This window comes from Ruegeria sp. ANG10 (genome assembly GCF_040705255.1).
Lineage (GTDB): Bacteria > Pseudomonadota > Alphaproteobacteria > Rhodobacterales > Rhodobacteraceae > Ruegeria.
Map to the genome: position 1 here is coordinate 503,344 of NZ_JBFCVU010000002.1, position 22,504 is coordinate 525,847.

At 57.9% G+C, this 22,504-nt stretch carries 28 protein-coding genes; 14 read left to right on the forward strand and 14 right to left on the reverse strand.

Annotation, left to right across the window (positions count from 1 at the left end; all coding sequences use genetic code 11):
* Positions 1 to 3: 3 nt before the first annotated feature.
* Complete coding sequence (locus tag AB1A64_RS06560; protein WP_366550671.1) at positions 4 to 564, forward strand: DUF6151 family protein; 561 nt, start codon at positions 4 to 6, stop codon at positions 562 to 564.
* Here the strand turns inward: AB1A64_RS06560 and AB1A64_RS06565 are convergent.
* The 5 genes from AB1A64_RS06565 to AB1A64_RS06585 form a co-directional block, all read right to left on the reverse strand.
* Positions 555 to 1,271, reverse strand: a complete 717-nt coding sequence (locus AB1A64_RS06565) for an alpha/beta fold hydrolase (RefSeq protein ID WP_366550672.1) — start codon at positions 1,269 to 1,271, stop codon at positions 555 to 557. The two genes, AB1A64_RS06560 and AB1A64_RS06565, sit on opposite strands and share 10 nt — an antisense overlap.
* Before the next feature lie 85 nt (positions 1,272 to 1,356).
* Entirely contained in the window at positions 1,357 to 1,971 is a 615-nt protein-coding gene (locus AB1A64_RS06570) for a hypothetical protein (RefSeq protein WP_366550770.1), read from the reverse strand.
* A 17-nt stretch (positions 1,972 to 1,988) separates the two neighbouring features.
* Positions 1,989 to 2,417, reverse strand: coding sequence for a VOC family protein (locus AB1A64_RS06575; RefSeq protein WP_366550673.1), 429 nt, complete (start codon positions 2,415 to 2,417; stop codon positions 1,989 to 1,991).
* Positions 2,417 to 3,409 (reverse strand): alpha/beta hydrolase, encoded by a 993-nt coding sequence (locus AB1A64_RS06580; protein ID WP_366550674.1) that lies wholly within the window; start codon positions 3,407 to 3,409, stop codon positions 2,417 to 2,419. The genes AB1A64_RS06575 and AB1A64_RS06580 overlap by 1 nt, the downstream gene beginning before the upstream one ends.
* Positions 3,409 to 4,158: an alpha/beta hydrolase gene (locus AB1A64_RS06585; RefSeq protein WP_366550675.1), complete on the reverse strand. Its 750-nt coding sequence runs from the start codon at positions 4,156 to 4,158 to the stop codon at positions 3,409 to 3,411. Before AB1A64_RS06585 ends, AB1A64_RS06580 begins: the two co-directional genes overlap by 1 nt.
* A 215-nt stretch (positions 4,159 to 4,373) precedes the next feature.
* On the opposite strand from AB1A64_RS06585, the gene thrS reads away from it, so the two are divergent.
* The 5 genes from thrS to AB1A64_RS06610 all read left to right on the forward strand — a co-directional run bounded on the left by thrS (position 4,374) and on the right by AB1A64_RS06610 (position 9,067).
* A complete protein-coding gene (thrS, locus tag AB1A64_RS06590; protein WP_366550676.1) occupies positions 4,374 to 6,332 on the forward strand; it encodes a threonine--tRNA ligase in 1,959 nt (652 codons plus the stop codon).
* Between the two features lie 222 nt (positions 6,333 to 6,554).
* Positions 6,555 to 6,857 (forward strand): DUF2282 domain-containing protein, encoded by a 303-nt coding sequence (locus AB1A64_RS06595; protein WP_170349161.1) that lies wholly within the window; start codon positions 6,555 to 6,557, stop codon positions 6,855 to 6,857.
* A gap of 70 nt (positions 6,858 to 6,927) precedes the next feature.
* Positions 6,928 to 7,785 (forward strand): DUF692 domain-containing protein, encoded by an 858-nt coding sequence (locus AB1A64_RS06600; RefSeq protein WP_366550677.1) that lies wholly within the window; start codon positions 6,928 to 6,930, stop codon positions 7,783 to 7,785.
* Positions 7,782 to 8,543 (forward strand): DNA-binding domain-containing protein, encoded by a 762-nt coding sequence (locus AB1A64_RS06605; RefSeq protein ID WP_366550678.1) that lies wholly within the window; start codon positions 7,782 to 7,784, stop codon positions 8,541 to 8,543. Before AB1A64_RS06600 ends, AB1A64_RS06605 begins: the two co-directional genes overlap by 4 nt.
* Positions 8,540 to 9,067, forward strand: a complete 528-nt coding sequence (locus tag AB1A64_RS06610; RefSeq protein ID WP_170515069.1) for a DoxX family membrane protein — start codon at positions 8,540 to 8,542, stop codon at positions 9,065 to 9,067. The genes AB1A64_RS06605 and AB1A64_RS06610 overlap by 4 nt, the downstream gene beginning before the upstream one ends.
* Before the next feature lies 1 nt (position 9,068).
* On the opposite strand, the gene AB1A64_RS06615 is transcribed toward AB1A64_RS06610, so the two are convergent.
* Together AB1A64_RS06615 and AB1A64_RS06620 are read right to left on the reverse strand one after the other, a co-directional pair.
* Entirely contained in the window at positions 9,069 to 9,437 is a 369-nt protein-coding gene (locus AB1A64_RS06615; protein WP_170349165.1) for a hypothetical protein, read from the reverse strand.
* A gap of 41 nt (positions 9,438 to 9,478) precedes the next feature.
* The gene (locus AB1A64_RS06620) at positions 9,479 to 9,796 is read right to left on the reverse strand and encodes an ArsC/Spx/MgsR family protein (protein ID WP_366550679.1); all 318 of its coding nucleotides are present in this window, start codon (positions 9,794 to 9,796) and stop codon (positions 9,479 to 9,481) included.
* Positions 9,797 to 10,011: 215 nt separating this feature from the next.
* On the opposite strand from AB1A64_RS06620, the gene AB1A64_RS06625 reads away from it, so the two are divergent.
* Positions 10,012 to 10,218, forward strand: a complete 207-nt coding sequence (locus AB1A64_RS06625) for a cold-shock protein (RefSeq protein ID WP_010439113.1) — start codon at positions 10,012 to 10,014, stop codon at positions 10,216 to 10,218.
* A 156-nt stretch (positions 10,219 to 10,374) separates the two neighbouring features.
* Here AB1A64_RS06625 and thyX read toward each other — a convergent pair whose 3' ends face one another.
* Entirely contained in the window at positions 10,375 to 11,286 is a 912-nt protein-coding gene (gene thyX, locus AB1A64_RS06630) for an FAD-dependent thymidylate synthase (RefSeq protein ID WP_170375946.1), read from the reverse strand.
* Positions 11,287 to 11,461: 175 nt separating this feature from the next.
* Between thyX and AB1A64_RS06635 the strand changes: the two genes are divergently transcribed.
* From AB1A64_RS06635 to AB1A64_RS06645, 3 genes are read left to right on the forward strand one after another with little or no spacing between them, the layout of a single operon-like run.
* Complete coding sequence (locus AB1A64_RS06635; RefSeq protein ID WP_366550680.1) at positions 11,462 to 11,890, forward strand: VOC family protein; 429 nt, start codon at positions 11,462 to 11,464, stop codon at positions 11,888 to 11,890.
* The gene (locus AB1A64_RS06640; protein WP_366550681.1) at positions 11,887 to 12,591 is read left to right on the forward strand and encodes a DUF1194 domain-containing protein; all 705 of its coding nucleotides are present in this window, start codon (positions 11,887 to 11,889) and stop codon (positions 12,589 to 12,591) included. The genes AB1A64_RS06635 and AB1A64_RS06640 overlap by 4 nt, the downstream gene beginning before the upstream one ends.
* Entirely contained in the window at positions 12,588 to 13,298 is a 711-nt protein-coding gene (locus AB1A64_RS06645) for a DUF1194 domain-containing protein (RefSeq protein WP_366550682.1), read from the forward strand. Before AB1A64_RS06640 ends, AB1A64_RS06645 begins: the two co-directional genes overlap by 4 nt.
* Here the strand turns inward: AB1A64_RS06645 and AB1A64_RS06650 are convergent, their stop codons facing one another.
* The 3 genes from AB1A64_RS06650 to AB1A64_RS06660 form a co-directional block, all read right to left on the reverse strand.
* Positions 13,299 to 13,790 (reverse strand): winged helix DNA-binding protein, encoded by a 492-nt coding sequence (locus tag AB1A64_RS06650; protein WP_170349436.1) that lies wholly within the window; start codon positions 13,788 to 13,790, stop codon positions 13,299 to 13,301.
* A gap of 83 nt (positions 13,791 to 13,873) precedes the next feature.
* On the reverse strand, positions 13,874 to 14,131 hold the full coding sequence (locus tag AB1A64_RS06655; RefSeq protein ID WP_366550683.1) for a succinate dehydrogenase assembly factor 2: 258 nt from the start codon (positions 14,129 to 14,131) through the stop codon (positions 13,874 to 13,876).
* Entirely contained in the window at positions 14,128 to 14,520 is a 393-nt protein-coding gene (locus AB1A64_RS06660; RefSeq protein ID WP_170359165.1) for a helix-turn-helix transcriptional regulator, read from the reverse strand. Before AB1A64_RS06660 ends, AB1A64_RS06655 begins: the two co-directional genes overlap by 4 nt.
* Positions 14,521 to 14,610: 90 nt before the next feature.
* Here AB1A64_RS06660 and AB1A64_RS06665 point away from each other — a divergent pair, with 90 nt between their 5' ends.
* Together AB1A64_RS06665 and AB1A64_RS06670 are read left to right on the forward strand one after the other, a co-directional pair.
* Positions 14,611 to 15,813 carry a pyridoxal phosphate-dependent aminotransferase gene (locus AB1A64_RS06665; RefSeq protein WP_366550684.1) on the forward strand — a complete coding sequence of 401 codons (1,203 nt, stop codon included), beginning with the start codon at positions 14,611 to 14,613 and terminating at the stop codon, positions 15,811 to 15,813.
* Positions 15,814 to 15,826: 13 nt separating this feature from the next.
* Entirely contained in the window at positions 15,827 to 16,228 is a 402-nt protein-coding gene (locus AB1A64_RS06670; protein ID WP_366550685.1) for a hypothetical protein, read from the forward strand.
* 8 nt (positions 16,229 to 16,236) lie between these two features.
* On the opposite strand, the gene AB1A64_RS06675 is transcribed toward AB1A64_RS06670, so the two are convergent.
* From AB1A64_RS06675 to AB1A64_RS06685, 3 genes are all read right to left on the reverse strand, one after another.
* On the reverse strand, positions 16,237 to 17,589 hold the full coding sequence (locus AB1A64_RS06675) for an MATE family efflux transporter (protein WP_366550686.1): 1,353 nt from the start codon (positions 17,587 to 17,589) through the stop codon (positions 16,237 to 16,239).
* A gap of 106 nt (positions 17,590 to 17,695) precedes the next feature.
* Positions 17,696 to 18,619: a polyphosphate kinase 2 gene (ppk2, locus tag AB1A64_RS06680; protein WP_366550687.1), complete on the reverse strand. Its 924-nt coding sequence runs from the start codon at positions 18,617 to 18,619 to the stop codon at positions 17,696 to 17,698.
* A 136-nt stretch (positions 18,620 to 18,755) separates the two neighbouring features.
* Positions 18,756 to 19,364 carry a peroxidase-related enzyme gene (locus tag AB1A64_RS06685; RefSeq protein ID WP_366550688.1) on the reverse strand — a complete coding sequence of 203 codons (609 nt, stop codon included), beginning with the start codon at positions 19,362 to 19,364 and terminating at the stop codon, positions 18,756 to 18,758.
* Positions 19,365 to 19,498: 134 nt separating this feature from the next.
* Between AB1A64_RS06685 and AB1A64_RS06690 the strand changes: the two genes are divergently transcribed.
* Complete coding sequence (locus tag AB1A64_RS06690; protein WP_366550689.1) at positions 19,499 to 20,332, forward strand: methyltransferase domain-containing protein; 834 nt, start codon at positions 19,499 to 19,501, stop codon at positions 20,330 to 20,332.
* A 129-nt stretch (positions 20,333 to 20,461) separates the two neighbouring features.
* A complete protein-coding gene (parE, locus tag AB1A64_RS06695; RefSeq protein ID WP_366550690.1) occupies positions 20,462 to 22,420 on the forward strand; it encodes a DNA topoisomerase IV subunit B in 1,959 nt (652 codons plus the stop codon).
* Positions 22,421 to 22,504 lie beyond the last annotated feature (84 nt).

Genomic DNA, 22,504 nt, shown 5'->3' on the forward strand with positions numbered 1-22,504 from the left:
CAGATGCCATTCTCCTGCAATTGCAGTACGCTGCACGGCCATATAACTGCAGCCGGAGTGCGTTCCAGCACACATGTCGGTTGCTTTTGCCACGATTGCCGCGCGGCACAGCTGTATTTCGGGCAACCCGATCCATCCCCCGGCCCTGTCAACGTCCTGCACATGAGCCCGGAAGAAATCTGCTTCGATGGTGGCGTGGAAAAACTTGCGCTGATGCAATTCAGCCCCAAAGGGATGTTGCGGTGGTATGCCAGTTGCTGCAATGCGCCGCTGGCGACAACAGCACGGACTGCGAAATTTCCCTTTGCCGGGTTCGATGTCAAACGCGTTACTGACCCCAGCGGGCTTGGTCCGATCACAACCCGAGGATTTGTTTCGCAGCCCAACGGAAAGCAATCGCATGAAAAACTGCGCTATGCGGCGGTTGGCTTGCTGACGCGCCTCAGCAAATCGTGGCTGTCCGGAAGCTGGAGAAACACGCCGTTTTTTAACGCAGGCGACGGCAAACCTGTGGTCGCACCGACGATACTCAGCAAGACTGAGCGCGCGAAGTTCTACACGTAAGCTGCACGAGCGGGTGCGCTTAGCCAGTCGGTCAGCACGTCATTCACAAAATCAGGCGCCTCGAGCGTCGGCAGGTGCCCGGCCTCGTCCAAAACTTTCAAATCGGCGCCCGGTATCAGTTCCGACATAAAGGTATGTTTGCGTAGCGGTGTAAGGGTGTCATGCGCACCGCACAGAACCAGTGTTGGCACCTTGATGCGCCGCAACTCACCTTGCTGATCGGGACGCCGTTGCAGAGCGCGAATCTGACGTTCGAACACCTCGGGCCCCAGATCCAGCGCCATTGCGACCAAATCGTTCAGAATGGGTATGCGCCGCGGTCCCGGTGCCAACGTGTTCGAGCTGATAATCCGACGCATCACCTCTTCCAGACGACCCATTTTCGCAGCGACCAACAACTCTTCACGCGCCGCCGCGGTCTGAGGTGTATCGGCCTGCGCATCCGTCGCCATCAGGCAAAGACGCGACACCCGATCCGGTGCACGCCGAACCAGCTCCAGCGCAACCACGCCCCCCATACCCGACCCAGCCAGCGCAAACCGACGCGGCAGTTGGTCCAGAAGGGACGACGCAATCTCTTCGATACGTTCGCCTAGTGAAATCGGTGCAACCGTAACCGCGCGCTGCCGCGACAAGCTGTTGATCTGGGGTTCAAACAACCGTGCGTCGCACATCATTTCAGGCAGTAAAACCAGCGGCTCGATCACGCGGGGCCTCGCAACACTTCAACTTTATAAGCGATGTTCTTTGCACTCAGGATGAGGGGTTTTGCAGGCTCGGGCAAGTTAAACTTCAGGGATATTTGATGTCTCGAAAAGGCGGGAAATCTGCATATCGGTTGCGACGGGTTATCAGGTCTTCGCCCGGCCCAGCCCCGGCGCGCAGCAAACACCCGCGCGGCGCAATATAGCTGTCGATCCGGCGATGGGGGTGGGGCCTCCACACCAGATTAAAGGCGCAGAGCTTGGGAAAGAACCAGATTTCGGAATAATCCAGATGATCGTGCATCCACCACGCCAGATCACGCCAATCACGTCCCGCATCGTATTGGTCGGCGAACCAAGGGATAACAATTGACGCCCCGGCGATCCGGGCATCCCCTTCGCCTCTGTCCCAGATATGGCATTCCAGCGGGTTGTCGTTGCGGGCGCAGTTCAGCCGGTTCTCATTCCCGAATTGATTCAACGAGGGTGACCTATACCCGGACCGGACCGCGACGCGCCCAAAGGTTTCCTCAAGCGGGTCCAGCAGGGTCTGGCAAAAGGCGCGCCCCGTTTCGATGGCAAGGTCAGGATTGTCTGGAAGGTTCTGCTTTTCATGGAAATTTCCAATCTCAGAATACAGGAAATCCCGCATGAAGAAATACCGGGACAGACGTACACGCCCAAGCGTTTCAAGGCTCCACATGCTGCCCGGCTTGCGCATCACCCGTACCCGTTCCAGCAAAAGGCGCCATCCGGTGCAAGCGCGGAGAATGGATTAAAGGCCACTTCCCAGATCGTCCCTTCAGGGGCGCGGAAATACCCATGATGCCCGCCCCAGAAAACATCAGATGCCGGTTTCAATATCTCGGCTCCGGCTTCCCCGGCCTTGTCCAACACCTGCGCAACCTTGTCCTTTGACCGGCAATTGTAGCTGAGCGTCAGCGCACCATGGCCCAGAGAGTCAACGTCAACTCCGATCTCTTCTGCCAAAGCCGACAGCGGGTATAAGCCCAAAGTCTGACCGATAAGGTCAAAGGCAATTACCCCGTCGGGGCTGCTGACCCGTTTCCAACCCATGTCTTCATAGAACTTGGCGGCGGCCTCGGGGTCATCTACCCCAATCGTGATCAAGCTTACTCGCTGGTCCACTATTCGATCCCCTGCTCACTCAGCCAGTTCAGAATACCTGCAACAGTCGCGTCCGTCTGCCCCGGGGACATCAGCCGACCCGCGATGACATGCGACGCCGGATCATCCCCTGGCCCCATTGTCACCAGATTGACCGTCTTCGGTCCACCCCATCTTTCGGCCACTTTATGCGTCAGGTCAGGACGCACGACTTGATCGTCATCCGAAAACCAGAACAGCGCCGGAATCTGCGCGCTCGAGAAGTCCAACGCATAGACAGCCTCGACCAGCACGGTCATCGGCACCACAGCCTCCCAAGGGTAAACCGAGGTCCAATAGGTGTTTACTTCCGGGTCTGGGCCAGAGACATCCCGTTCCTCCCCCATCACCAAGGGCAGCCACTTCCGCGCCCAGGGCAAGCCGGGAATCCACGCGCCCGGTGTGTTCACCCCGAAATTCGGAGACACAAAGACCAAAGCTGCCACGTCTTTGCTCAATTCTTCATCCAGCGCTGCGGCTGCGGCCAACGTTCCGCCGGTCGAGGTTGAGATGACAACAACTTTGTCGCCAACGGCCCGCGCCGCAGCCAACCCCTCGGCCATATCCTGCATCCAGCCCGTAGCCGTCCCTTCGGCCATAGCCGGACCATCGCGACCATGCCCTTGCAGGCGCGTGTAAACCAAGTTAGCCCCCAGCGCATCAGCCACCCCATCCGGCACTGGACGGATTTCCTCGGACGAGGCTGAAAAGCCATGTAAATAGAGAACCGAAACAGGCGTGCGTTGTTCTCTGAACCCGTCCTGCCAGATCACGCGTTTTTCCACGCCGGGCACGATATCGTCATAGGCGGATTCGATGCTTTCAAAGTAGACCTGAACCCCTTCGCCGAATTTGCGTGGATCAAAACGAGGATGCAGGTCGACCTGTTCGCGCGGCCCAAACCAATAAATCAGCCCGCCGATAACAATCAGCGCAAGCAGCAAACGCCCCAGAAACCACCCAAAGCGCTGCATCAACTGGCCTCCATTACCTCAAGCACTGCGTTTTCGATCAACCCCAGACAGGGGCCGTCCGAGAACCGGTGATCTGCGTCTTTGACAAGCAACAACCTCATGTCAGGCCCGCTGGCGTGTTCTAGCAACCGCACGGCCGTTTCAGTGGAGACCGCCGTATCCGCCGTGCCCTGTAAAAAGCGTACCGGGAACGGCAATTCCAACACATCGCGCAGCACCAACCGTTGCCGCCCGTCTTCGATCATCCGCTTGGTGATGATATAGGGTTCCATGTAATCCGACGGCAGTTCCACATGCCCAACACTATCCAACGCAGCCTTTTGTTCGGCGCTGAACGACGCCCAATAGCCGTCCTCGGTGAAATCCGGCGCGGCGGCAACGGTCACCATACCAGCGATCCGTTCTGGCATCGTTCTGGCAAGCAACAACGCCTGCCACCCGCCCATCGATGATCCGACAACGATTAACGGCCCTTCGGTCAAGGCTGCCACAGCCTCAATCGTATCTTCGTGCCAATCGCCGATACAGCCATCCGTAAAGGCTTCGGAACTTTCACCGTGCCCAGAATAATCGAACCGCAAAAACGCCTGCCCGCGCGCCTGCGCCCAGTCTTCCAGATGCACCGCCTTGGTGCCTTCCATGTCAGATTTAAGCCCGCCCAGAAAAACGACGGTCGGGCCATGGCCCTCGCTCTTGTGATAGGCCAACCGCCGGTCCTGTGCGGTGATCAGAAATTCTGTTGCTGCCATGAAACCCTCTTACTGTTTGCAGCATCATGCATGCCCCACCTCCAAGTGCAATTCCCCGATCGCTCTTCATCTGGCCACAAATACCTCGGGGTGCGCGAGGGGCTGGCCCCTCGCTCTGACCCTTGACACAATCGCGAACCCCTGCCACATGAGCCGCACACACATAACCCGCAACCGGGCGTTCAGTGGGCGCCAAACCGACGAGGAGAGCCGATATGGCCCTGGATGCAAAATCCGTCTCACTCACCTTTCCCGATGGCAATGCACGTTCTTATGACGCAGGCGTAACGCCCGCGCAGGTGGCTGCCGATATCTCGACCTCGCTGGCGAAAAAGGCCATCTCGGCCACGGTGAATGGTCAGCACTGGGACCTGCAATGGCCCATCGAATCCGATTCAGATATCGCCATCCACACTATGAAGGATGAGGTTCAGGCCAATGAACTGATCCGCCACGACCTGGCGCACATCATGGCGCGCGCTGTGCAAGAGATTTGGCCCGACACCAAGGTCACCATCGGCCCCGTCATCGAAAACGGCTGGTATTACGATTTTGACCGGGCAGAACCGTTCACGCCCGAAGACCTCGGCTTGATCGAAAAAAAGATGAAAGAAATCATCAACAAGCGTGACCCCGTCACTACCGAGGTCTGGGACCGTCAGCGCGCGATTGATTTCTACACGCAGAATAACGAGCCCTATAAGGTCGAGCTGATCGAAGCCATCCCCGGCGACGAGCCACTGCGCATGTATTGGCACGGCGATTGGCAAGACCTGTGCCGCGGGCCGCATCTGCAGCACACCGGGCAGGTACCGGGCGATGCGTTCAAACTGATGTCCATCGCAGGTGCCTATTGGCGCGGCGACAGCGACCGCGCGATGCTGCAGCGTATCTATGGCGTTGCCTTCACCGGCAAGGAAAAGCTGAAAGCTCACTTGCACATGCTGGAAGAGGCCGCCAAGCGCGACCACCGCAAACTGGGCCGCGAAATGAACCTGTTCCACATGCAGGAAGAAGCCCCCGGTCAGATCTTCTGGCATCCGAACGGTTGGAAAATCTACACCACCCTGCAGGACTATATGCGCCGGATGCAGGAACGCGACGGCTATGTCGAGGTGAACACCCCGCAAGTGGTCGACCGCAAACTGTGGGAAGCCTCGGGCCACTGGGACAAGTATCAGGAAAACATGTTCATCGTCGAAGTCGACGAGGAACATGCCCGCGAAAAGGCGATCAACGCGCTGAAGCCCATGAACTGCCCCTGCCATGTGCAGGTGTTCAATCAGGGTCTGAAATCCTATCGCGATCTGCCGCTGCGGATGGCTGAATTCGGATCGTGCGCGCGGTACGAACCTTCGGGTGCGCTGCATGGTATCATGCGGGTGCGCGGCTTCACGCAGGATGATGGCCACATCTTCTGCGCCGAGGACCAGATCGAATCCGAAACCGCCAAGTTCATTGCCTTCCTGTCCAAGGTCTATGCCGATCTGGGCTTCCATGATTGGACAATCAAACTGTCCACACGCCCGGAAAAGCGGATCGGGTCGGATGAAAGCTGGGATCTGGTCGAAAAGGCGCTGGGCGATGCATGTAAGGCCGCCGGATATGAATATGAGCTGCTAGAAGGCGAAGGCGCGTTTTACGGACCCAAGCTGGAATTCACTTTGACCGACGCGATCGGCCGGACATGGCAATGCGGCACCCTGCAGGTGGACCCAAACCTTCCCGAGCGACTGGATGCCAGCTTTATCGGTGCCGACGGCGCCAAGCACCGCCCGTTCATGCTGCATCGTGCAACTCTGGGTTCGTTCGAACGCTTCATCGGTATCCTGATCGAGGAACACGCGGGCAAGCTGCCGTTCTGGCTGGCCCCGCGTCAGGTCGTCGTCGCCTCGATCACGTCCGATGCGGATGACTATGTGGCCGAAGTGGTTGAGACACTTAAAGCCGCCGGTGTCCGTGCCGAGGCTGACATCCGCAACGAAAAGATCAACTACAAGGTCCGCGAACATTCGGTCGGTAAAGTTCCGGTCATATTGGCCGTCGGTCACCGCGAAGTTGACGAACGTACGGTCAGCGTTCGCCGTCTGGGCGAAAAACAAACGCAGGTTCAATCGCTTGAAGCTGTAACAAATGAGCTTTCACAGGCCGCGACTCCGCCGGACCTGTTGTAACATTCGGCATCTAATCGCCGTGAATCCGGCCCCGCAATTGGGGCCGGATTGAAATATTTTCTCTTTTCTTCATCAAAAACAGTATATTAACTTACAAGGGGGCAGTGTGCGCCCTGACGGGCTTGTGAGACACGGGCTCGTGAATTCAACTCTGGGCCGCAAGCCACTACCTTTGTCATTGTCACAAGCAGACATACGCAGTCATCAAAAGGGATTACCGAGATGTCGAACACCGCAAAATCACTGGTTATCGCAACCGCAGTCGCAGCCGCCGTTTCGGGCGCAGCCACAACTGCCACCGCACAAGCCAAAGAGAAATGCTATGGCATTTCGCTGGCCGGTCAGAACGACTGCGCCGCGGGCCCCGGCACAACCTGCGCGGGCACCTCGACCGTAGACTATCAAGGCAACGCCTGGACTCTGGTCGATGCCGGCACATGCGCCGATATCGAACTGCCAGCCGAGGCTGACGGCACACCGCGCAAAGGCTCGCTGGAAGCTCAGGACCGCGATCTGCCGGCATAAGTCTGGCCTAAGCTAGTCAGGGGGCGGGCGACTTCGCCCGCCCCTTACTTCTAGAACAAGGAGCTGCCAAATGTTGGATGACACACTCCGTTCGAACCGCCTGCCTCTGGCACCGGGCGTCGGGTACAAGCCGCAGCATTTCGCACAGATCCTTGAACACGCACAGCCAGTTGCCTGGCTGGAAATTCACGCCGAAAACTACATGGGTGACGGCGGCCGCCCGCTGGCGCAATTGCGCCACCTTTCGGAAAAGTTTCCGATCTCGGTCCATGGGGTTGGTCTGTCCATCGGCAGCGAAGGCCCGTTGGATGCCGACCATCTGGCACGATTGAAACACCTGGTTGGCTGGCTGAACCCGGCCAGTTTCTCGGAACATCTGGCATGGTCGACCCATGACAGCCATTTTCTGAACGACCTGCTGCCCCTGCCCTATACCAATGCCACGCTGGCACGCATTTGCGAGCATATCGATCAGGTACAGGAAACCGTCGGGCGACAAATGCTGTTGGAAAATCCATCCAGCTACCTAGCGTTCGAAGAAAGCACTTGGTCCGAACCCGATTTCCTACGCGAAGTCGCACGACGCACAGGGTGCGGCCTGCTGCTGGACGTGAACAACGTCTTTGTCTCAGCCACCAATCTGGAATTCTCACCGCAGGGCTATATCGATGCCTACCCTCTTGAGAAGGTGGGGGAAATCCACCTGGGCGGGCATGATGAGGATGAGGACGACCATGGTCGCCCCCTGCTGATTGACAGCCATGGGCGCGAGGTCGTTGATCCGGTTTGGGCGCTGCTGGACTACGTTCTAGAGCGATCTGGCCCCAAACCCGTGTTGGTCGAGTGGGACACGGACGTTCCCGAATGGCCCGTGCTGCGGGCCGAAGCAGACCGTGCCCAAGCGGCCCTGGACCGCGTCCCGGCATGAGCGTTTCGCAAGCAAGTTTTCACGCCGCGCTGATGAACCCGTCAGCCGCCATCCCCAAAGGGCTGCTGGACGCGGTCGCACAACCTGCCGGGCGGCGGTTCAGTGTGTATCGCAACAACGTGGCGGTGTCGCTGACCGAAGCGATGCATCAGGCATTTCCGGTCATCACCAAACTGCTGGGGGCACAGAACATGGATGGGCTGTCGGGTATTTTCCTGCGCAAACATCCCCCCTCATCGCCGTTGATGATGTTTTACGGCGAAGAATTCCCCGAATTTCTGGCCGGTATGGAGCAGCTCTCGCATATTGGTTACTTGCCCGACGTGGCGCGACTTGAGCTTGCCCTGCGCCGATCCTACCACGCGGCCGACAGCGAACCTGCCCCGGCTGACGCACTGGCAGTTCCACCGGAAGATATCATGCGGGCACGACTGGAATTTGCCCCGTCGATGCGGGTTCTGCACTCGGACTGGCCGGTTTATTCGATCTGGCGCTTCAACACCGAAGACGGCGCACCCAAACCCGACCCCACCGCCGAAGACGTTCTCATCACCCGGGCCGAGTATGACCCGGTTCCACATCTGCTGCCCGCAGGTGGTGCGCACTGGATTGCGGGCCTTCAGGCCGGGCAAACCATCGGCGGTGCGTTTGAAGAAACTGCAAACCATTTCCCCGAATTTGACCTTGGGGCCACTCTGGCGCTGCTTTTACAAGGTGGCGCAATAACCTCTGTGACTATCGAAAGGCTGGCAACATGACTGCCCTGATCTCATTGCACAATAACACCCTGGGACGGTTAGAGATGACCTCTGGCTGGTTGACACCGACCTTGGCCCGGCTGGTCTTTGCGGCAACATTGCTGGTGTATTATTGGAATTCGGCAACCACCAAATTGGGCAGCGGATTCTTTGGGTTCCTGTTCCCGTCCGACGGTGCCTATGTGCAGATCTTCCCCAAAGCCATGGAAGCCGTCAGCTATGACAGCTCGCAATTGGGGATCATGCATTGGGCCATTGCTGTTGCGGGGACCTGGGCTGAGTTTCTTCTGCCTGCGCTGATCGTGATCGGCCTTCTGTCGCGGTTCGCGGCATTGGGTATGCTGGCATTTGTCTGGGTTCAGACGATCGTAGATGTCGCGGGCCACGGTACAGAATTGGGCAGCTACTTCACCAACGCCGTAAGCCTGCTGGACGATCGGACTCTCTGGTCCTTCCTGCTGGCAGTGATCGTGATTAACGGCGCAGGGCCGCTGTCCGTTGATCGTATCCTGAACATCAAGTGATCTAGAAATGCGCCTTGGGCTCGTCCGGTTTACCCGCGGCCAGCCCAAGGAGGCCCGCAACGCCCGCAAATGCCACCGGGAACATGGTAAACACGTTAAAGCCAAAGGCGTAATACATCCCGGCCGCTGAGATCAGCAACAAGACCCCACCGATCAGGGCCCGTGCATGGGCCATTGCACCGCCAGCAATCGCCAACAGCGGCGCAATGATCGACGCGAATTGTATGAGTTGCGCGTTGTCCACCTGCTCGGCCAGTCCGTCGATCTCACCAAACCGATCAATCAGTTCGACATAGCCATAGCCGAAAAATCCAACAATCATCCCGATCAAACCAGCGATGACACCCAAAATCATAGCAGCGTTACGCATTCAAAATCCTCTAACTCGCGTCAATTCAGATAGTCATCCGGTCACGCAACGCCAAGCCCTGCCTTCGTTTCCTCCGTCCATCCCAGATAAAGGGTCCCGTCTTGTTCGATCAGGGGGCGTTTCATCAGGGTCGGGTGATCTGTCAACAGTTCCAGCGGAGGCCGCGCGCGTTGCGCATCGTCTAATCCACGCCAGGTTGTCGAACGGGTATTGAGCAAAGCCTCGCCGAAACGATCCAGCGCCTGCATCAGAACCGCTTTGGGCACACCATCGGCCCGAACGTCAACAAACTCAGTATCTGGAAGTGATTTCAAAGCCTTGCGGCACGTATCACAGTTTTTCAGACCATAAAGGCGCATTTCGGGTGTCTCCTGTATCTGGTTCAATTTTCAGCAAATTTGCCTGCTCGTTTCAGTAATTCTTGATTTTTTACTTCACCGTGCAATGTTGAAAAAGACGAAACATGCAATTCGGGCTGTATCGTTACGGCGATACGGTGATGGATTGCGGAGACGTCAACCACTGCCCCCACCAATTATGTGGGACAACGCGTAAGTAGAAGGAGACACGGGAAATGCCAACTGGCACCGTGAAATGGTTTAATACCACGAAAGGCTACGGGTTTATTGCCCCCGATGAAGGCGGCAAGGACGTATTTGTTCATATCTCGGCCGTTGAACGGTCCGGACTGACCGGGCTCGCTGACAATCAGAAAGTCTCGTATGAGTTGGAAGACGGACGCGACGGCCGACAAATGGCATCTGATTTAAAGCCACTGTAAAACAGTCCCGCATGCTGCGGGTGATCAAAACAGGCCAACGGCCAATTTCCGGCCGTTGACCAATACTCAAAGGTTAGAAACCTTACCGTCGCGCCGGGTCGACTTAGGCGCGAGAGGACTAGCTTTTTCCGTCACAATACTTCGCAATACGCGAGATCAGCTTTTGCGAATGACCGCTTCGAACTCGCGCCATTCCCGAGCGGTCATGCCGGAGTTTTCCTGCGTGACATTTTCCCCGGCCAACATCCGGCGCAGGCTGTCGACCATCTGAGCCGAAAGGTTCACCGCACCCAGCCGGTAATCCTCGAACGCTTTGTAGGCGAAGGGCACCCAGTCGGCGACGATCTTGCACATGGTATCCGCATAGACCCGGATCTCGTACTGCGCATGCGGGTCGGCACGTAGACGCAGGAAGTGGAACAGGTTGTGCAGATCCACCTTCCAATACCACTGCGTATAGATATTCGCGGGCAGGTTCATCCGCGCCAATTCACGCGCCAGACCCTGTTGGCCGTCTTGGTTGATCATCGATTCATAATTGTCATAGCACCGGGCGCTATCGGCCTTGAGGATATCCAGAACCCGTGCGGCCTCTTCCCCTTGCAGGGCGTCACCCCGGCCTTGGTTGTTTACCTCGGACTGCGCGGCAACATGATCGGGTGCGGGGATATAGAACTCGCGGTCCAGGATCGAATAGCGCGCGGAATACTCGTTCACATTTGCCGTGCGGTGACGAATCCACTGCCGGGCGACAAAGACAGGTAGCTTGACGTGCAGCTTGATCTCGCACATCTCGAACGGGGTCGAATGCCAGTGACGCATCAGATAGCGGATCAGACCCTCATCGTTCTGCACCGATTTTGTGCCTTTGCCATACGACACTCGCGCCGCCTGACAGATCGCCGCGTCGTCACCCATATAGTCGATCACGCGCACAAAACCGTGGTCCAGCACCTGATGAGCGGTATAAAGATGATCTTCCATACCCGCAGCCACAACGCGGCGTGTTGGATGCGATTGCGCCCGTTGCGCTTCGATCTCGGCCAGTTGGTCAGAGGACAGCGGCATAAAAGTTCCTTTCCAGCAATGAGTCGCCCACCACTATATATCGGCAGTTCCCCGACCGGAACCGCGACATGTACACCCAGCGGCGCATTTTCAAAATTGTGTCCGCCCTGCCCCTCGACACGCATTTTCCGCGCGCTAAGCTGCAGCCCATCACCTGAACGGAAAGGAAGCCACAATGGGGCTGAGATATCTTCACACCATGATCCGCGTGAAGGATCTGGAAAAGTCGATGGCGTTTTTTGAGTTGCTGGGCCTGAAGGAAACCCGCCGCTATGACAGCGAGGCGGGGCGGTTTTCGCTGATCTTCATGGCGCCTCCGGGGCAAGAGGACCGACCAATTGAGTTGACCCACAATTGGGATGGGGACGATGCGCTGCCCAGCGACAGTCGGCATTTCGGGCATTTAGCGTATGGCGTCGACAATATTTACGAGGTCTGCCAGCACTTGCAGGACAATGGTGTGGTGATCAACCGCCCACCTCGCGATGGCCGCATGGCATTTGTGCGGTCGCCCGACAATATCTCGGTCGAGCTGCTGCAGAACGGTGAAGCACTGGAAGCCGCCGAACCCTGGGCCAGCATGGAAAGCACCGGACACTGGTGATCCGCTGGCTGACAGCACTGGGACTGGCCGGATTGGCCAGCCCGCTTCGGGCCGAAACCTGTCGCCTGGCCCTGGCATTGGCTATGGATATCTCAAGCTCGGTGGATGCAACCGAGGATACCCTGCAGCGGCAGGGCCTGGCTGCTGCCCTGATCGCCCCTGAAGTGACTGAGGCGTTCTTTTCCTCTCCGATGCCCGTGGCATTGGCTGTGTATGAGTGGGGCAGCCGCTCGACCCAGCGTATGATCGTGAACTGGACGATAATCAACACGCAAGCTGACTTGCTGACGGCGGCAGAGACCATACAGCGTTCAGTCCGATCTGACGGTGACTCGGCCACGGCCATGGGACAAGCTTTGGCTTTTGGTGCGACCCTGATGCAGCAAGCACCACCATGTTTGTTTCAGACCATCGACCTGTCTGGGGACGGTGCAAATAATGACGGTTTCCAACCTGCTTCCGCTTATCGCCACTTTCCGTTCGAAGGCATTGTGGTCAATGGGCTGGTTATCAATGCTGCCGATTTCGAGGGTGAAGTTCATCTGATTCCCTACTTCGAAAACAATGTTCTGTACGGGCCCGGCGCATTTCTAGAAGTCGCACAGGGGTTCGAGGATTTCGAACGCGCCATGCGGCGGAAACTTGAACGCGAACTGACAAGCTTGCAAATCGGCGTGCTGCAGGACATCGCGCCCAGATGACGCGGCTTTTGGCATTTGTTATTAGTTTGATCGCTGGTTCGGCCACGGCAGAATGCCGGCAAGCTCTGGCGCTGGGGCTGGATGTTTCTGGTTCGGTGGACAGTCACGAATACCGGCTGCAAATTGACGGTCTGGCAGCCGCTTTGCAACGTCCTGAAGTGGTGCAGCTATTGCTGTCAAACCCTGCTGCCCCTGTGCGGCTGGCGATTTTCGAGTGGAGCGAGCCGGGCCATCAACGTCTGTTGCAAGACTGGATCGCCATACGTTCTGTCAGCGATCTTGACCGGATCGCCTCATTAATGAACCGAACCAAACGCAGTGCCGCCCCGCAAGGTACGGCTGTTGGCTCAGCGATGCTGTTCGGGGCTGATCTGCTGTCCAACCAAACAAATTGCTGGAAACGCACACTCGATCTGTCCGGCGACGGCAAACACAATCTGGGCACTCACCCGCGCGAAGCTAAAAGCGCGCTTGAAGCTTCGGGGATCACCATCAACGGCCTGGTCATCGGCGCGGATGACCCCAGCCACGGCGACAAACGCTATGTGCAGGTCGGAGAGCTGTCTGCCTATTACACCGCCTGGGTCATCCTGGGGCCAGATGCCTTTGTCGAGGTTGCCCTGGGGTTTGACGCCTATGAGGACGCTATGACCCGAAAACTGACCCGAGAGCTTGAAGGGCTGATCCTGTCCGATGCGCGCCCTTGATCAATAGATATACCGAATCTGGTCCGTCCAATACCGTTCTACCCGGCGCAGAGAGGTTGTGATGTCGTCGATCCCCTCCAACCCAAGCACACCACGGGTTTGCAGCCCCTCGGCATGGCGCGAGAACAGCTCGGTCACGATATCCCGAATCTCGCGTCCACGCGGCGTCAGCCGAACCCGGACCGAGCGTCTGTCGATTTCGCACCTTTGGTGGTGCATATAGCCCATTTCGACCAGCTTCTTGAGGTTGTAGCTGACGTTACTGCCCTGATAATAGCCACGGCTTTTCAACTCGCCCGCCGTCACCTCATGATCGCCGATATTGAACAGAAGCAAGGCCTGAACGGCGTTGATTTCCAACACGCCCACCCGCTCGAACTCATCCTTGATGACGTCCAGCAGCAGACGGTGCAGCCGCTCGACCAGTGCGAGCGCCTCAAGATAGCTGGTCATGAAACCCTTGGTTTCCGGCGCGGAGACCTGCATTTCCATACTCATCCGATCCTCCGATTCAGTCGCGCTGTTTCAGGCAGCATGAATCGAAATCACCAAGAATCGGTTAAGCTGGATTTTCTTTATTGTTGAAAGGTCTGCGCGATATCCGCAACTAGATGGACAAACCCCTCGGGCGGCTGGGCCTGCCCGGTGACCCACTGATATAGATCCTGATCATTTTCGTGTAGCAGCGCATCGAACTGATCCAGGCCCGCAGTATCCATCGCGTCAAGATTACGATCGGCATAGGCCGACAGGATCAAATCCATCTCTTTGATCCCGCGTCGCATGGACCGCATTTTCATGCGTTTGATCCTGACTTCCCGTGTTTCGGTCACTTTCCCTGCTCCGACATCAAGCGCAGCTTCTTCTCAAGCCGCGCGGCCCGTTCGGCGCTGGCGCGCATCTCGCCCCGGATTGCGCGCAGCTCGGCCACCGCATCCGCCAGTTCGATATTGGCCTCGCCGTCTTCGACGGGGGCGTCCATACCTTCGCCTTCGCCAGTCAGCAACCACATGATCGAAACGTTGATCATACCCGCCATCATCGACAGCCGGTTGGCACGTGGTTCGGAAAGATCGTTTTCCCAGGCCACAATAGTCGCCTTTTTGACACCCAGCCGACGCGCCAGTTGGGTCTGGGTCATACCTGCGGCCTCGCGCGCGCCTGCCAGCCGGTCCCCGAATGTCGCTGCCTCTGGGCTATACCAGTCGTTTTCGTCGGTCATCAGGGTCTCCATGTCTCGGCCTCATACTGCTTGATCGTCATTCGGGCGCACCCTATGACAGACAGGTTGAACATACAAACTGAGGCCATCATGACTTTCCTGTCTGCGACACTGTCACGCGTAAAACCATCACCAACCATCGCGATGACGGCCAAAGCGGCCGAGTTGAAGGCCGCCGGACGGGACGTGATCGGTCTGAGCGCGGGGGAGCCTGACTTCGACACCCCCCAGAACATCAAGGACGCAGCCGTTGCAGCCATTGCCGCCGGCAAGACCAAATACACCGCACCCGATGGCATCCCCGAGCTGAAACAAGCCGCCTGCGCAAAGATGAAGCGTGATCATGGGCTGGATTACACACCCGCACAGATCTCGGTCGGAACCGGTGGCAAGCAGACGCTGTATAACGCGCTGATGGCGACCATGAACGATGGGGATGAGGTCGTCATCCCCGCGCCCTATTGGGTCAGCTATCCGGATATGGTTCTGCTGGCCGGTGGTACGCCGATTGTAGTGGAAACGACGCTGGAAAACAGCTTCAAACTGACTGCCGAACAGCTTGAGGCGGCAATCACGCCCAAGACTAAGTGGTTCATCTTCAACTCTCCGTCGAACCCTACGGGGGCGGGCTATAGCCGTTCGGAATTGAAGGCCCTGACCGATGTGCTGATGCGCCACCCGCATGTGTGGATCATGTCAGATGATATGTATGAACATCTGGCCTATGACGGGTTCGAATTCTGCACCCCTGCCGAAGTGGAACCGGGCCTCTATGAGCGCACGCTGACCTGCAACGGTGTGTCCAAAGCTTATGCTATGACCGGCTGGCGCATTGGCTACGCGGCGGGCCCGGTCGAGATCATCGCTGCCATGCGCAAGATACAGTCGCAATCGACCTCGAACCCCTGCTCGGTCAGCCAATGGGCAGCGGTCGAGGCACTGAACGGCACGCAGGCGTTTCTGGCCCCCAACAACGAAACATTCAAACGCCGCCGCAACTTGGTGGTCGACATGCTCAACCAGATTGACGGCGTCACATGCCCGACGCCCGAAGGCGCGTTCTATGTCTATCCGTCGATCGCGGGTCTGATCGGCAAAACCACTCCGGCGGGCTCCAGGATCGAATCGGATGAGGCTTTCGCCACCGCCTTGTTGGAAGAGGCCGACGTGGCAGTCGTTTTTGGTGCAGCCTTTGGCCTGTCACCGAACTTCCGGGTCAGCTATGCGACCTCGGACGAGGCGCTGACCGAGGCCTGCACCCGCATCCAGCGCTTTTGCGCGTCCCTGACCTGATCCGGAGGCTCTGATGACCGCAGAACTGCCTGAATACTACTTTCGTGTCCGCGAGAATGGCGCGGCGGTTTTTCGGATCGATACCGAGAACCGTCAACGGCGGATCGAGATGGATCAGATCGCGGTCATCAACATCCGCAATGGCGAGGTCAAGCCACAGGGCCAGCGCCCCCTGACAGCAGCGGATCAGGCGGAAATCGCACGTTGGATGGACGCGCGCAAAGCCCTGCTGGCGCAACGGGATATCGACGACATCCACCGCGCGGTCGACTATCTGAATCTGACCACGCAATGGGCACAATCCAAGGCGTCGGACGAACAGCTTGAAGATGTCACCGACCGGTTGTTGCTGGCGATGCACGATCTGCGCTCCGTTCTGGTGCGCAAAAAGGCGGATCGGCTGAACAAAGGCTGAAGGCGCGGCTATTCCGCAGGCACCCCTACGGTCTGAACCGAGCGCATCCAGAAACGGGCCATCAGCAGGACAGCCGCACAGGCAAGCCCCAGCACAAGGCCCAGCCAGATGCCGATACCCTCCATCCCCTGTATAAAGCCAAAGTAGTACGACGCCGGAATCCCAATCACCCAATAGCTCAGCCCGGCCATTACCATCGGCACTTTGGCATCCTGCAATCCACGCAGCAGACCCAGCGCGATCACCTGTGCCCCGTCGACCAGCTGGAACAAGGCGGCCATGGCCAGCAGGCCCGTTCCGATGGCCAGGATTTGCGGGCGCTGCGGATCGTCGGGTTCGACAAATACGGAAATCAGAGGCTCGGCGCAGGTCACAAACAAGATAATCGTCAGAACAGACACCAACAAAGACATCACGGTCACCGCCTTTGCGCCTTTTTCCAGATGTGGTCGATCCTTGCGCCCCAGCGCGTTCCCCGCACGGATCGTGGCCGCATTAGACAGCCCCAGATGCACCATGAACGTGGCCGAGGCCAGGTTCAACGCGATCCCATGCGCTGCCAGCGGCACCGGCCCGATCCACCCCATCATAAAGGCCGACATGGCGAACAGCGACACCTCGGCAAGCAATGTAAATCCAATGGGAATGCCAAGACGCAGCACGCTGTACAGCATCTCCCAATCCGGGCGCCAGAACCGTTGGAACAGGTTATGTTCGGGCAATACGCGCACGGCGTAGACCACGACCGCAACCAGCGACACCATCTGCGTCACCACCGAGGCAATCGCCGCCCCCATCACGCCCAGTTCCGGCGCGCCCCAATTGCCGAAGATCAGTGCATAGTTGGTCAGCGCGTTGACGACAGCGGCCGTCACGGTGATCCACAAGACGATCTGCGTGCGCTCCAAAGCGGCCAGATAAGATTTCAGTACCATAACCACCAGCGCCGGGAACAGGCCCCATCCTGCGACACGCAGATACTGCGACGCGGTCTCGGCCACTTGCGGGTCCTGCCCTGCAGCAATCAAAATCGGGTGGGACCACCACAGCAATGGCATTACCAGCACGGCGTATAACAAGGACAGCCACACCCCCATACGGGTCGAGCGGCGAATGCTGGTTTCATCCTCTTCGGCGGCCGCAGTCGCCACCATGGGCATCACCGCCAGTCCGAAACCGCCGCCAAACAGGAACAGCACGAAATAATAGCTACTGGCCAGCGTCACGGCGGCCAATGCCTCGACCCCGTACCAGCCCAGCATGATCGTGTCGGTCAATCCAATGGCAAACTGCGCCAGATGCCCGCCGACCAGCGGCAGGCCCAGAACTGCAATGGCCCGGAAGTGGGCGCGATATGTCATTACCTTATTCATTTCACCAGCCTTATGCCCGGCCAAAGGCCGGGACAAGAGGTGATCAGTGAAATTTCAAGGTGAGACTAGTGCTGCCGGCAACTGGCCGCTTGGTTCATCGCGCGTCAGGATGCAGGGAAGTGCCCAGAATATGCTCGGACTGATGAATGACGTGATGCGCCTGCCCTACGATCATGGGATCGGGCTGGCCCACGATATTGTGGTCCTTGTCCGGGTAATCCAGCGTCGACAAAAAGTGGCGCATACAGTTCAGGCGCGCGCGCTTCTTGTCGTTCGACTTGACGATGGTCCATGGCGCGTCGGCGGTGTCGGTATAGAAGAACATCGCCTCTTTCGCTTCGGTATAGTCGTCCCATTTATCAAGGCTCGCCTTGTCGATGGGCGACAGCTTCCATTGCTTCAACGGATCGGTTTCCCGGCTTTTGAAGCGGCGCTGTTGTTCCGGCTGCGTGACCGAGAACCAATATTTGTAGAGCTGAATACCCGAGCGCACCAACATCCGTTCCAACTCGGGCGTCTGCCGCATGAACTCAAGGTACTCGTTGGGCGAACAAAACCCCATGACCCGCTCAACGCCCGCGCGGTTGTACCAAGAGCGGTCATAGAACACCATTTCGCCTACCGTCGGCAGTTCCTGAATATAGCGTTGATAGTACCACTGACCCTTCTCTTCCCAGGTCGGCTTGTTCAATGCAACAACGCGGGCTTGCCGTGGGTTCAGGTGTTCCATGAACCGCTTGATCGTGCCGCCCTTGCCGGCGGCATCACGCCCTTCGAACAGCAAAACAAAGCGCTGCCCTGTCTCTTGCGCCCATAGCTGCACCTTGAGTAATTCGGCCTGCAGCTGCGCTTTCTCCGCCTCATACTTGCCGCGCGCCATCTTGCGGTCATAGGGGTATTTGCCGCTTTCAAACGCCTGCCGAATACGCTCGGGGCTGGGTTGCGATGGCTCGGGCTTGGGGGGTGGAACGATTTTGACAGAGGGTTGTTTTTGTTCAATTTGTGCCGCAGATTCCATTCAATTTTTCCTTTTTCGCTATCCGTCGAAACGTCTAGCAAAAAGCGCGGGATTTCGCCTTGATACGGGTCAAATTTTGAGGTCTCAAGCGAAGGAAATTGTCTGCTACAAATGTTCAATACACCGCTGCGGCTATCTAGCTGTGCCCCCAATCCGCCGGGTCGTCCGAGTTGTTGGGCGACAGGCCCAGCACATCGCCTGTGGTCGAGCATCCAAGCCCAAGAACCGTCCGGTTCGCATATGAGAAATAGGCGCAGACCTGGTTGATCTCGAGAATCTCGCCATCATCCCACCCGACATCCCGCAAGGCGCGAACATCAGCCTGAACCATCTCCGCAGGCGCTTCGGTCAGCTTGCGCGCATAGCACATGGCAGCAATCTGGGCATTGTCCAGTGGCGCGGATTCCGGTGTTCCCGCCTCAATCGCCGCGCGGATGGCATCACCCCGACTTATTTCCCCCAACAATCGTTGCAACCCGCTAAAATGATGCTCGACGCAATAGCTGCACTGGTTCAGGGAACTGACCCAGACCCCCAGCACCTCAAGAAACCATTTCGGGACCTTATTGCCAGAATGATGCAGGACGTTCTTGTACAGCGCCATGTGACCTTCCATCGAATGCGGTCGCAAAGAATGCACCATCATGATGTTGTCCACGTTGTTGTCCGGCCCGGTGACCCGCTCGTAAAGCTTCCTCAGCTTGCCAGTGGCTTCGTCAAATGGAACAGTCTTAATCCAGCTCATGTGGTCCTCATCCTGTTGTCGTGTCGCGTCTTCGCCTCCAAGTTTCGCACTCGTATCCCTCTGAGACAAAACTGGATCGCCCCACCATGTCAGGCTAAGCTGACGAAACGCAAGTAAGGGAGTATCTCATGGAAATGGCGGAGAAAACTGTCACTGAATTCTATGCCAACCACCCAATTTCCGCGCCGCATATCCTGACCAAGCTGACAAGCCTTCGCGGATCGCTTGAGGATGTGACCCCGCAAGCGCTCTACCCTTATGATCAGGATCACTATGACGGCCTGAATGCCAACGCCCGTTTGGCGGACAAGGCCAGGATGAAATCCGGCGACAGCATTCTGGATGTATGTGCCGGGCTTTGCGGGCCTGCGCGCTGGTACGCCGCTGAGCGCAACGTTGACGTCACTGGCCTTGATATCAGCCCCAACCGCGTTGACGGTGCCAAGGAACTGAACGCCCTTGTCGGGTTACAGTATCAGGTTCATCCAATTCTGGGCAGCGCGATGGAAATACCGTTTGACGGGGCGCATTTCGACGCGGCAGTCAGTCAGGAATCCTTCTTGCATATCCCCGACAAGCTCAAAGCTCTGTCCGAAGTCATTCGCGTTCTGCGCCCCGGCGGACGGTTCGCCTTTACCGATTGGGTGATGCATACGCCCCTGCCCGACGATGAGATGGAGCTGTACCACCAACGATTTGCTTGCCAGTCCCTGCTGAGCATTCCCGAATACGAAGCCCAGTTGGCCAAAGCTGGATTTACCATTGTATCTGCCGACGATGTAACAGCGTCCTGGGGTGAAATCCTGGCGCGGCGTCTCAGCATGTATCAAACCCTGGATGCCGAGGCCGAACGCGCGGGCAACCCGTCCAAAGGCGATACCTTCCTGAAAATGTACGCGCAATTTGTCAGCGACGTGAAGCAAAGGCGGATCGGTGGGGTGCGCTTGACGGCGGAAAAACCTCAATAACTTCGGTTGCGTGCGTGGGTATCGCCCAGCAAGATCACAGCCAATCGCCCACAACACCTCGCGCCCCTCTTCCCCCGGACCACATCACCTGCCATAATGGGTCTCAACCTAAAAACAAGAGCAGCCCCGATGCCCGACGATCTGTTGACGCCAAGCGCGACCACCACTTACGACGCCTCTTCGATTGAGGTTCTGGAAGGTCTTGAGCCGGTCCGAAAACGCCCCGGTATGTATATCGGCGGCACTGATGAGCGCGCTTTGCACCATATGGTGGCCGAAATCCTCGACAACTCGATGGACGAAGCGGTCGCGGGCCACGCCAACCGGATCGAGGTTGAACTGCACGCCGATTACGCTCTGACCGTGCGCGACAACGGGCGCGGTATTCCGATTGATCCGCATCCGAAATTCCCTGACAAATCGGCGCTAGAGGTAATCCTGTGCACCCTGCACGCGGGTGGCAAATTCTCGGGCAAGGCGTACCAGACTTCGGGGGGCCTGCACGGCGTGGGCGCATCTGTGGTAAACGCATTGTCGGATTCGATGGTCGTGCAGGTGGCGCGGGATAAAACGCTGTTCGAACAGCGGTTCTCACGCGGTATCCCGCTGGGACCAGTAGAAAAGGTCGGTGCAGCCCCCAACCGGCGGGGCACCACAGTCACCTTCCACGCCGATGCTGAGATCTTCGGCCATCACAAGTTCAAACCGGCGCGGCTGTTCAAATCCATCCGCTCCAAAGCCTATCTTTTCTCGGGCGTTGAAATCCGTTGGAAGTCCGCCATCGACGATGGCGAGACCCCGACCGAGGCGAGTTTCCACTTTCCCGGTGGTCTGTCGGATTATCTGAAAGAGACGATGAATGGCTCGTCCACCTATGCCGAGCAACCCTTTGCTGGCACCGTGGACTTTAACGAGAAATTCGGCACCCCCGGCAAGGTCGAATGGGCAATCAACTGGACGCCATCGCGTGACGGGTTCATCCAGTCCTACTGTAACACCGTTCCCACGCCCGAAGGCGGCACCCATGTGGCAGGCTTCTGGGCTGCGGTCCTCAAGGGGATCAAAGCCTATGGCGAGTTGATCAACAACAAAAAGGCCGGACAGATCACCCGTGACGACCTGATCACTGGCGGCTGCGCTCTGGTGTCGTGTTTCATCAGCGAACCCGAATTCGTCGGTCAGACCAAAGACCGTCTGGCCACGGTCGAGGCACAGCGGCTGGTCGAAAACTCTGTCCGCGACCATTTTGATAACTGGCTGGCCGCGGACACGAAATCCGCCGGCGCCATTTTGGACTTCCTCATCCTGCGATCCGAAGAACGCCTGCGCCGACGGGCCGAGAAGGAAACACAACGCAAATCCGCCACTAAGAAACTTCGTCTTCCCGGCAAGTTGGTGGACTGCTCTAGTTCAACACGCGATGGCACGGAATTATTCATCGTCGAGGGTGACTCGGCCGGTGGTTCCGCGAAAATGGGCCGCAACCGCAAAACGCAGGCGCTGCTGCCCCTGCGAGGTAAAATCCTGAACGTGCTGGGCGCGGCCAGTTCGAAACTGGGTACCAATGCCGAGATCAACGACCTGACCCAAGCGCTGGGTGTCGGCCTTGGCACCAAGTTCAACGTCGACGACCTGCGCTATGACAAGATCATCATCATGACCGACGCGGATGTGGACGGGGCGCATATCGCGGCGCTGCTGATGACGTTCTTCTTCACCCAGATGCGCCCGATGATCGAAGCCGGCCACCTGTACCTCGCCTGCCCGCCTTTGTACCGCCTGACCCAAGGCGCGAAACGCGTCTATTGTCTGGACGAGGCTGAGCGTGACGAGTGGCTTGAGAAAGGTCTGGGCGGCAAGGGCAAGATAGACGTGTCCCGCTTCAAGGGTCTGGGCGAGATGGACGCCAAGGACCTGAAAGAGACCACGATGGACCCGGCTTCGCGCAAACTGATCCGCGTCACCATCGACGAGGACGAACCCGGCGAGACCGGCGATCTAGTCGAGCGTCTGATGGGCAAAAAACCCGAACTGCGGTTCCAGTACATTCAGGAGAACGCGCGGTTTGTGGAGGAGTTGGATGTTTGATTTCTTACTACAAGTGTCAACCTTTAGAGATTGGGCAGCGCCAGTCTAAATGAAGCAATAGCTTGAAGGGTTTATCCCATCAAA

Bases quoted from the DNA above. Each gene is read 5' to 3' on its own strand.
- AB1A64_RS06560 (WP_366550671.1), top strand. From the start codon at position 4: ATGCCATTCTCCTGCAATTGCAGTACGCTGCACGGCCATATAACTGCA.
- AB1A64_RS06570 (WP_366550770.1), bottom strand. From the start codon at position 1,971: ATGTGGAGCCTTGAAACGCTTGGGCGTGTACGTCTGTCCCGGTATTTC.
- AB1A64_RS06580 (WP_366550674.1), bottom strand. From the start codon at position 3,409: ATGCAGCGCTTTGGGTGGTTTCTGGGGCGTTTGCTGCTTGCGCTGATT.
- AB1A64_RS06585 (WP_366550675.1), bottom strand. From the start codon at position 4,158: ATGGCAGCAACAGAATTTCTGATCACCGCACAGGACCGGCGGTTGGCC.
- thrS (WP_366550676.1), top strand. From the start codon at position 4,374: ATGGCCCTGGATGCAAAATCCGTCTCACTCACCTTTCCCGATGGCAAT.
- AB1A64_RS06595 (WP_170349161.1), top strand. From the start codon at position 6,555: ATGTCGAACACCGCAAAATCACTGGTTATCGCAACCGCAGTCGCAGCC.
- AB1A64_RS06600 (WP_366550677.1), top strand. From the start codon at position 6,928: ATGTTGGATGACACACTCCGTTCGAACCGCCTGCCTCTGGCACCGGGC.
- AB1A64_RS06605 (WP_366550678.1), top strand. From the start codon at position 7,782: ATGAGCGTTTCGCAAGCAAGTTTTCACGCCGCGCTGATGAACCCGTCA.
- AB1A64_RS06610 (WP_170515069.1), top strand. From the start codon at position 8,540: ATGACTGCCCTGATCTCATTGCACAATAACACCCTGGGACGGTTAGAG.
- AB1A64_RS06615 (WP_170349165.1), bottom strand. From the start codon at position 9,437: ATGCGTAACGCTGCTATGATTTTGGGTGTCATCGCTGGTTTGATCGGG.
- AB1A64_RS06620 (WP_366550679.1), bottom strand. From the start codon at position 9,796: ATGCGCCTTTATGGTCTGAAAAACTGTGATACGTGCCGCAAGGCTTTG.
- AB1A64_RS06625 (WP_010439113.1), top strand. From the start codon at position 10,012: ATGCCAACTGGCACCGTGAAATGGTTTAATACCACGAAAGGCTACGGG.
- thyX (WP_170375946.1), bottom strand. From the start codon at position 11,286: ATGCCGCTGTCCTCTGACCAACTGGCCGAGATCGAAGCGCAACGGGCG.
- AB1A64_RS06635 (WP_366550680.1), top strand. From the start codon at position 11,462: ATGGGGCTGAGATATCTTCACACCATGATCCGCGTGAAGGATCTGGAA.
- AB1A64_RS06645 (WP_366550682.1), top strand. From the start codon at position 12,588: ATGACGCGGCTTTTGGCATTTGTTATTAGTTTGATCGCTGGTTCGGCC.
- AB1A64_RS06650 (WP_170349436.1), bottom strand. From the start codon at position 13,790: ATGGAAATGCAGGTCTCCGCGCCGGAAACCAAGGGTTTCATGACCAGC.
- AB1A64_RS06660 (WP_170359165.1), bottom strand. From the start codon at position 14,520: ATGACCGACGAAAACGACTGGTATAGCCCAGAGGCAGCGACATTCGGG.
- AB1A64_RS06665 (WP_366550684.1), top strand. From the start codon at position 14,611: ATGACTTTCCTGTCTGCGACACTGTCACGCGTAAAACCATCACCAACC.
- AB1A64_RS06670 (WP_366550685.1), top strand. From the start codon at position 15,827: ATGACCGCAGAACTGCCTGAATACTACTTTCGTGTCCGCGAGAATGGC.
- AB1A64_RS06675 (WP_366550686.1), bottom strand. From the start codon at position 17,589: ATGACATATCGCGCCCACTTCCGGGCCATTGCAGTTCTGGGCCTGCCG.
- ppk2 (WP_366550687.1), bottom strand. From the start codon at position 18,619: ATGGAATCTGCGGCACAAATTGAACAAAAACAACCCTCTGTCAAAATC.
- AB1A64_RS06685 (WP_366550688.1), bottom strand. From the start codon at position 19,364: ATGAGCTGGATTAAGACTGTTCCATTTGACGAAGCCACTGGCAAGCTG.
- AB1A64_RS06690 (WP_366550689.1), top strand. From the start codon at position 19,499: ATGGCGGAGAAAACTGTCACTGAATTCTATGCCAACCACCCAATTTCC.
- parE (WP_366550690.1), top strand. From the start codon at position 20,462: ATGCCCGACGATCTGTTGACGCCAAGCGCGACCACCACTTACGACGCC.